At 56.9% G+C, this 6740-nt stretch carries 4 protein-coding genes; 2 read left to right on the top strand and 2 right to left on the bottom strand.

Annotated elements, in window-relative coordinates; genetic code table 11:
• The first annotated feature begins 290 nt into the window (after positions 1-290).
• Both CEE69_RS19670 and CEE69_RS19665 read left to right on the top strand, forming a co-directional pair.
• Positions 291-3464 (top strand): organic solvent tolerance protein OstA, encoded by a 3174-nt coding sequence (locus tag CEE69_RS19670; protein WP_233215422.1) that lies wholly within the window; start codon positions 291-293, stop codon positions 3462-3464.
• Positions 3464-3841, top strand: coding sequence for a diacylglycerol kinase family protein (locus tag CEE69_RS19665; RefSeq protein ID WP_099262310.1), 378 nt, complete (start codon positions 3464-3466; stop codon positions 3839-3841). Before CEE69_RS19670 ends, CEE69_RS19665 begins: the two co-directional genes overlap by 1 nt.
• Here CEE69_RS19665 and CEE69_RS19660 read toward each other — a convergent pair.
• The gene (locus tag CEE69_RS19660) at positions 3815-4903 is read right to left on the bottom strand and encodes a lysylphosphatidylglycerol synthase transmembrane domain-containing protein (protein WP_099262309.1); all 1089 of its coding nucleotides are present in this window, start codon (positions 4901-4903) and stop codon (positions 3815-3817) included. The two genes, CEE69_RS19665 and CEE69_RS19660, sit on opposite strands and share 27 nt — an antisense overlap.
• 53 nt (positions 4904-4956) lie before the next feature.
• Complete coding sequence (locus CEE69_RS19655; protein ID WP_099262308.1) at positions 4957-6618, bottom strand: adenylate/guanylate cyclase domain-containing protein; 1662 nt, start codon at positions 6616-6618, stop codon at positions 4957-4959.
• Positions 6619-6740 lie beyond the last annotated feature (122 nt).

The raw sequence follows: 6740 nt of genomic DNA, 5'->3' as shown, positions 1-6740 counted from the left end.
TCCCTGCTAGCCTGATTTGAACCTGCCAGTCGGGATTCTGACCACTTCCAAAATCTAACGCCATGCCAATCGCAAACCGCGAGGTGCGCTCCCTGAGCTGATTCCCACTGAATTTGGCTTGTGGGTGGGCAATCGGCTTTCGTAGGGTCGCGACAGGATCGCGCGAATCGTTTTGCGTTGGTCTGTGCTCTCATTTTTCTACATTTCCCGTTCGAGCTGATACCCGCTTGGCTGATCGGTTTCAACCTTTCGACTCATCGCCTCGTCCTTCGCGTGAAACAAAGTCACCGATGACGAGGTTGGCTGCTGCGCATTGCGGACTGAGCCGAGTAGCAGTCGTTGCGTGGGGAATCGCCGCGTTTTGCGTGTTGGAAGGTCATTCGGTCGCGTTGGCTCAGCAAGCGACCGAGCGTTCGGTCTACGAAGTCACCGATGTTTCACGGACATTGCAGTTGTCCGGAGATGCCGTTCATCGTTGGCAAGACGGTGATCGAGAGTTCACGCTGATGCGTGGCAACGTGGAATTAAAATTCGAAGGCAAGCGGTATGAAGCTGCGACGATCTTGGTCGCTTTGTCCGGCAAGCAAAAAGAATTGACGGCTCATTTGTTGATGGACCGCGTGACGTTGGGACCCGGACAAACGACGAGTCAGCCGATTGTGCAAACGGTCAGCCTGACATCGGTGCCGATTGTTCGAGCCGACCAGTATCGCGGACGAGCGAAGGTTCCATCGGATTGGTGGGCGAAGATGGGCATTCGCCCGGACACACCGGCTCCACCAATGTCTGCTCCCGCCCAGCCCGATTCTCAATACGTTCAGCCCGTTCAGTACCTTGAGCCTGTTTTGGGTGAGCCCAATTTGCCGTCCGGTGGCTTGGTGCTGGATCCGCCGAGGGTTTCCAATCAGCCACCGCCGGTTCAAAGTTTTCAACCTCCGGTGATGGAGACTCCACCACCTTCGATCACGACGTCCGATGGTGGCACCACCGGCGGCGTGCCGTTCATCGTTGGTGGCGGCACACGAAGCATCGAGGTTTTCTCGCGAGGCGCGAACACTCCTGCGGAACTTCAGTACATCAATCGGCCCGGTACCAACGAATCCGTCGTGATTGCTCGGGGCGGTGTCACCGTTTTGGTGCGGGACGTCTCGGCTCGTTTGCCCAGCGGAGAGATCATGCCTCTGGGAACCGTCTCGCTTTCGGCCAATCGGATCGTCGCTTGGATGCCACGTTTGAGCGATGTCTTCCAAGGCACCCAGGATTTTAAATCAAGCGACGGTGAACTTTACCTTGAAGGCGACATTGTTTTCCGACAAGGCGACCGGATCATTTACGCCGAGTCGATGTACTACAACGTCACTCAAGAAGTCGGCATGGTGCTGGACGCTGAGACCATCACGACCATTCCCGAATATGCGGGAACGGTGCGGTTGAAAGCGGAGGTGATGCAACAAATCAGCCGTGGCAACTTCCGAGCGATTGATGCGGCGGTCACAAGTAGCCGAATGGGTGTGCCTCGCTATTGGTTGCAGAGCAATCAATTGGAACTGACGCAGCGCCCAATCGTGCGTGCTGATCCAATCTCGAGACTGCCGATCACCGATAGCGAACCGATCGTGACCAGTGGTGGCAACTTTGTCTATTTGGGCGGTGTGCCCGTGCTGGCTTGGCCGAGGTTCACGACTCCGCTTCGAAAGCCAACGTTCTATCTGACCGGGGCTGACGTTCGGAACGATGACATCTTTGGTTCTCAGGTGCTGCTTGAGTGGGACTTGTTCCAGTTGCTCGGGTTCACCAATCCGCCCGCGGGAGTGGAAACGATACTGCTCACCGATTACTTGAGTGAACGCGGACCGGCGGTGGGGACGCGAACGACGTATGCATTGCCCAGTTTGTTTGGGTTCGGCGGACCGGCTTCGGGAACCTACGACAGCTACATCATCAAAGACGACGGATTGGACGTCCTAGGACAGGGCCGTCGTGATCTGCAACCGGAAGAGACCTACCGCGGGCGAGCGACGTTGCGGCATCGGCACTACTTGCCGGGTGACTGGGAATTCATCGCTGAAGTTGGCTACTTGAGCGACCGCAACTTCCTGGAACAGTACTTCGAATCCGAATGGGACCAAGACGCCGATCATCGTACCGGTTTGCGATTCCGGAAATACTCCGGTTCTCAGATGTTGGACATTGCGGCCAACTTCCAGGTCAACGACTTCTTCATGGAAACCGAAGAGCTGCCGGCGATCGAGCACTACGCTCTCGGCGGATCGATCTTGGGTGATTCGTTGACTTGGTCGATGCACAACGAGATCGGCTACAAACACTTGCAAGTCGCCGACGCTCCGGAAGACCCCGTGATCGCCGCAGGAACGTATACCTTGCCCGGCGAACTGGACCGCGAAGGCGTTGTGACTCGAACGAGGCAAGAAATATCCGCGCCGCTTGACGCTGGTCCGGTCAAGGTCATTCCGTTCGCGATCGGCGAAGCGGCTCACTATGGCGAAGGCACCAATGGCGATGATGTGACACGTTTGTGGGGCGGCGGCGGTTTGCGATTGAACCTGCCCATGTCGCGAGTCGATCCAACGATCCAAAGTTCACTGCTGAATATTCGCGGATTGGCTCACAAAATCGATTGGTCGGCGGAGTACTTCTATGCCGACAGCGACACGGACATGGATGAGTTGCCATACTACGATTCGCTGGATGACAACGCCCAGGAAGAGTTTCGGCGGGTGTTCACGGGGACAACGTTTGGTGGACTGTTGCCCGACCAGTTTGACCCACGAAATTACGCGTTTCGTCAGGGCATCCAGCGCAATGTGACCAGTGCCAGCGACACCGTGGTTGATGACTTACAGCAGTTGCGTTTGGGAATGAAGCATCGCTTCCAAACGAAACGTGGACTGCCGGGACGTGAGCGGATCGTGGATCTGTTCCGGTTCGACATGGAAACCACTTTGTATCCCAAAGAAGACCGCGACAACTTTGGTGAGACCGTTGGGCCGACCATGTTTGATGCTCAGTACAACATCGGTGACCGGTTCACGTTATTGAGCGATGGCTACATCGATTTCTTCGACAACGGCCTGCGTTCGATCAGTGCAGGGTTCCGAACCAGTCGGCCTGGTTTGGGAGATTTGTATGTTGGGTTGCTGTCGATCGAAGGGCCGGTCAGCAGCACCGTCCTGCGGACGAGTTTGGATTACCGCTTGAACCACAAATGGATCGTTTCAGCCGGGAACGTCTATGACTTTGGTGAGACCGGCAACGTCGGCCAGACCTTGGGGCTCACCCGAGTTGGCGAATCGTTCCTCGTTCAGTTGGCAGCCAATGTCGACGCCGGGCGTGACAACACGAGCTTCGGTTTCATGATCGAGCCTCGCTTCTTGCCATCGACCCGGCTCGGACGTTTGGGCGGTCAGTTGATTCCTCCGCCTGGTGTCGAAGGGCTGGAGTGATGACTTCGAAACCAGGTACTTGGGCTTCGAAGTTTCGCTGTGCGATCCTGGGCGTATGGTTCGCTTGCGGGGACCAAAACAGTTTCTGGATTCACTTGCCCGTTGCCGCGGCGGTGATTGCGATGGGGGCGTGGTTGAGCGTCAGCCCTGTTGAATGGGCGGTTTTGATTTTGGCGATCGGCGGTGTGCTGACAGCGGAGTTGCTGAACTCGTCGATCGAGTTGTTGGTGTCCGTTCTGCATCCGCAACATCACCCGCGGATCGGGCAGGCACTCGATGTCGCAGCAGGTGCCGTCTTGGTGATGAGCCTGGCTGCCGTGGCGGTCGGTTTGATCGTGCTGTTGCCGCCGCTATGCGGTCGCCTGTTCGGTGTCTGATTCGCCGGTGGTGGGCTCACTGATGGTTAGCTCGCCGGTGCCTGATTCGCTGGAGTTCGCCTCTTCGAGGCTCTCTTGGACTTCGCGTCCTGCGGTCCAGTAAAAGATCGTGCCGATGATCGCCATCACGACTTTGACCAGTTCAAATACCAACGCGACCAGCGTTCCTGATGCGTCCGTCGTTTTCGCGGGAATGATGTGATACAGCGTTTCGATGGTCACCTCTAAAAGTCCAACACCGGCGGGTGTCAGCGGAAGGGCTGACATCAGCATGCCGATGGGAACGATGACGAAGTGTTCGGCCAAGGTTGGTGGCAAGTCGTACATGGAGACCGCGATCAGATACATGCTGATCACGAGCAATCCCTGGACGACAACGCTCATCAGTAGAGACGATGCAAAAGCCCATGGATGATGATGGAACATCCGCAGGGGCGGACCGACATGTTCGATCAGTGAACCGACCACCGGAAGCTTCTCGCCACGTTGGAGCAGCGTGTCGACAAATTTGCCACCGAAGACGAGCGTCGCCAGAATGGCGGAACCCACTGAGAGCAACGCGATGGTGATGAGTTTGATGTCATCAATCGTGATCCCATTGAATTCAAACGGGTCCTGCGATTGATGAATCAGCAACCCACCGGAAACCAGCAGCAGCAACCCATACAGTCCCGCACCTCGATCGACGACGACCGACGCGACGGCGGCAACGCGTTTGCCCGGAGAACGTTTGGCCAGGAAGACCGCTTTGAAGAGGTCGCCACCCACGCTGCCCGCGGAGACAAAGCTCAGCAGAAAGCAAATCGAACTCAATCGCATCGCTTCCATCAGGCTGAGCGGGATGCCTTGGCAACGAACCAAAACCCACCAACGAACAAACGAAACCAACAACGCACAAATGGCAACGGCGAGCGCACCGACCAACAAAGGAGTGTTGATGGATCGGGCGGCCAGGTCTTCCCATTCGGTGGGTTCAATTCGGCTGAGCAGAAACCAAATGATGGCGACTGGTACCGCGAATTTGACCAGGGTGATCGCGTAGCGTTGAAAGTTTTCGGGCATGGCGGCAAGAATAATTCGCGGTGATCGCTTCGGATAGGCGATTTGATCGCGATTCAGGGACGCCCGGGAGTGTTCTGCAGGTCTCGCTCGGAGATCACTGTTTTTGATGTCGACTCGCTTGTGTCGTCGACTTGAACCCACTCGTTTGATCGATTGGACTCTTCCGGAATGGCAAAGACAGCCAACGCGGTTGTTTTGCCTTTGACCATTTGCTCGGGCAACGCGATCGCTGGGAAGGATTCAGGCAACGTGTCTCGCGTGGACTGCGTGATCAGCAGGGAACGGTCCAGCGGTTTGGTCAGCGATTCGACTCGCGAGGCAATGTTCACGGTGTCGCCAATCGCGGTGTATTCCTGACGCTTGGGCGAACCGATGCATCCGACCACGGCCGGGCCCGTGTTGATGCCAATTCCAATCGCGAAATCTTCCCAGCCGGCTTCTCGCAGCAGGGCTTTTTTGTTCGCCATTGAGGTTGCCAGTTCTTGTCCCGCGGCGACCGCTTTGGGGCCGTGGTCCACGAGGCTGCCGCCAACGCCAAAGATCGCCATGAAGCCATCACCCAAGAACTTATTCACCATTCCGCCGTGCGATTCGATCACTTCGACCGCTTCTTGAAAGAACAAGTTGAGTGCTTGAACGACCTGCGTTGGCGTGAGCTTGGATGATTGACGAGTGAAGTTGCGGACGTCCACGAACATGACCGAGATGACTTGTTCACTGCCGTTGAGACCATCGCTTTGGTTCATGATCTGTTTGGCCGCTTCGCGTCCTACGTGACGACCAAATGTCTCCTGCAACTTTTCGCGGTGTTGCAATCCGTCGACCATCCGATTGAATCGTTCGATCAAGTGCCCAAAGTCGTCGCTGCGAAGGAGCTTCACTCGGACGTCCAAGTTGCCTCGCGCGACATTCGATGCGGCACGTTGCAACTGCATCACTGGCGCAGTGACCCAGCGTCCGAGCATCCAACTGGTGATCAAACCAAACGCGATCGCAACAATGCCGACGGTCACGCCAAACATCGGCGACAGGTTGGCTGCATCAGGGACGATCAGCAACATCACCAGCGAGATCACTGGACAGACAACTGCGGAGAATGCCCACAGGATTCCGCGAGCCCGGATGCTTAGCGGAACCGCTCCGGGAACGTTGGCTGGGTTGCTGTCTTGGAAGAAGACCGGAAACAGCGTTGCCTGAGCGGTGAGTTCGACGGCGAAGAAACTCTGCGTGACCGCGATCAGCGACGCGATCACAAACGAGGTGATCAGGTGCCAAACGACCAACCCGGAAAGCGGCTCTCCCGCGGACGCGATGGCGAGCGGGAAAACGGGAATGCAGGAAAGCCAACCAATCGCCGCGACCAGCAGGAACCACCATGGCAAATGGATCACTCGGCGGCGAGCGGCAGCGAGCGTCTCAGGTTCGATCGGCTGATGATTCAGCAGAGCTCGGTGGACGCTGCGGAGTTGCCAAAGCGGCACGACATAGCAGGCGATCGCGACCGGGTACACGAACAGATTGAAAACCTGCCAACAGGCATGGAAACGGTCCATTTGTGCTGGCGAGAGCAGCGGTTGGATCTGCGTTTGGTTGTAGAGAATGTTGAAAACGCTGCCGATCACATTCGCGATGATCGGCGAGACCCCGACCAGGAACATGGCGTGACGTTGAGCCCAGGTCCAGCGGCGGGGCGTTTCGGCGAGCGGTGGCGACATCGGGTGTTTCAAGCGGGACTGGACGGGCGGTGCCTGGAAAGGACGTGAGCAGTGTACTGTTTCTTACCCCGCCCCTCATAATTGGGTGCACGAATTGCTATGGTGGAGTCGCTTGAATCGAA

The sequence above is a fragment of the Rhodopirellula bahusiensis genome (assembly GCF_002727185.1).
In the GTDB taxonomy this organism is placed as follows: domain Bacteria; phylum Planctomycetota; class Planctomycetia; order Pirellulales; family Pirellulaceae; genus Rhodopirellula; species Rhodopirellula bahusiensis.
This window is presented reverse-complemented; position numbering and strand designations above follow the sequence as displayed.

Excerpts from the sequence above, each read along its gene's own strand:
- CEE69_RS19670 (WP_233215422.1), top strand. The coding sequence starts at position 291 with ATGACGAGGTTGGCTGCTGCGCATTGCGGACTGAGCCGAGTAGCAGTC.
- CEE69_RS19665 (WP_099262310.1), top strand. The coding sequence starts at position 3,464 with ATGACTTCGAAACCAGGTACTTGGGCTTCGAAGTTTCGCTGTGCGATC.
- CEE69_RS19660 (WP_099262309.1), bottom strand. The coding sequence starts at position 4,903 with ATGCCCGAAAACTTTCAACGCTACGCGATCACCCTGGTCAAATTCGCG.
- CEE69_RS19655 (WP_099262308.1), bottom strand. The coding sequence starts at position 6,618 with ATGTCGCCACCGCTCGCCGAAACGCCCCGCCGCTGGACCTGGGCTCAA.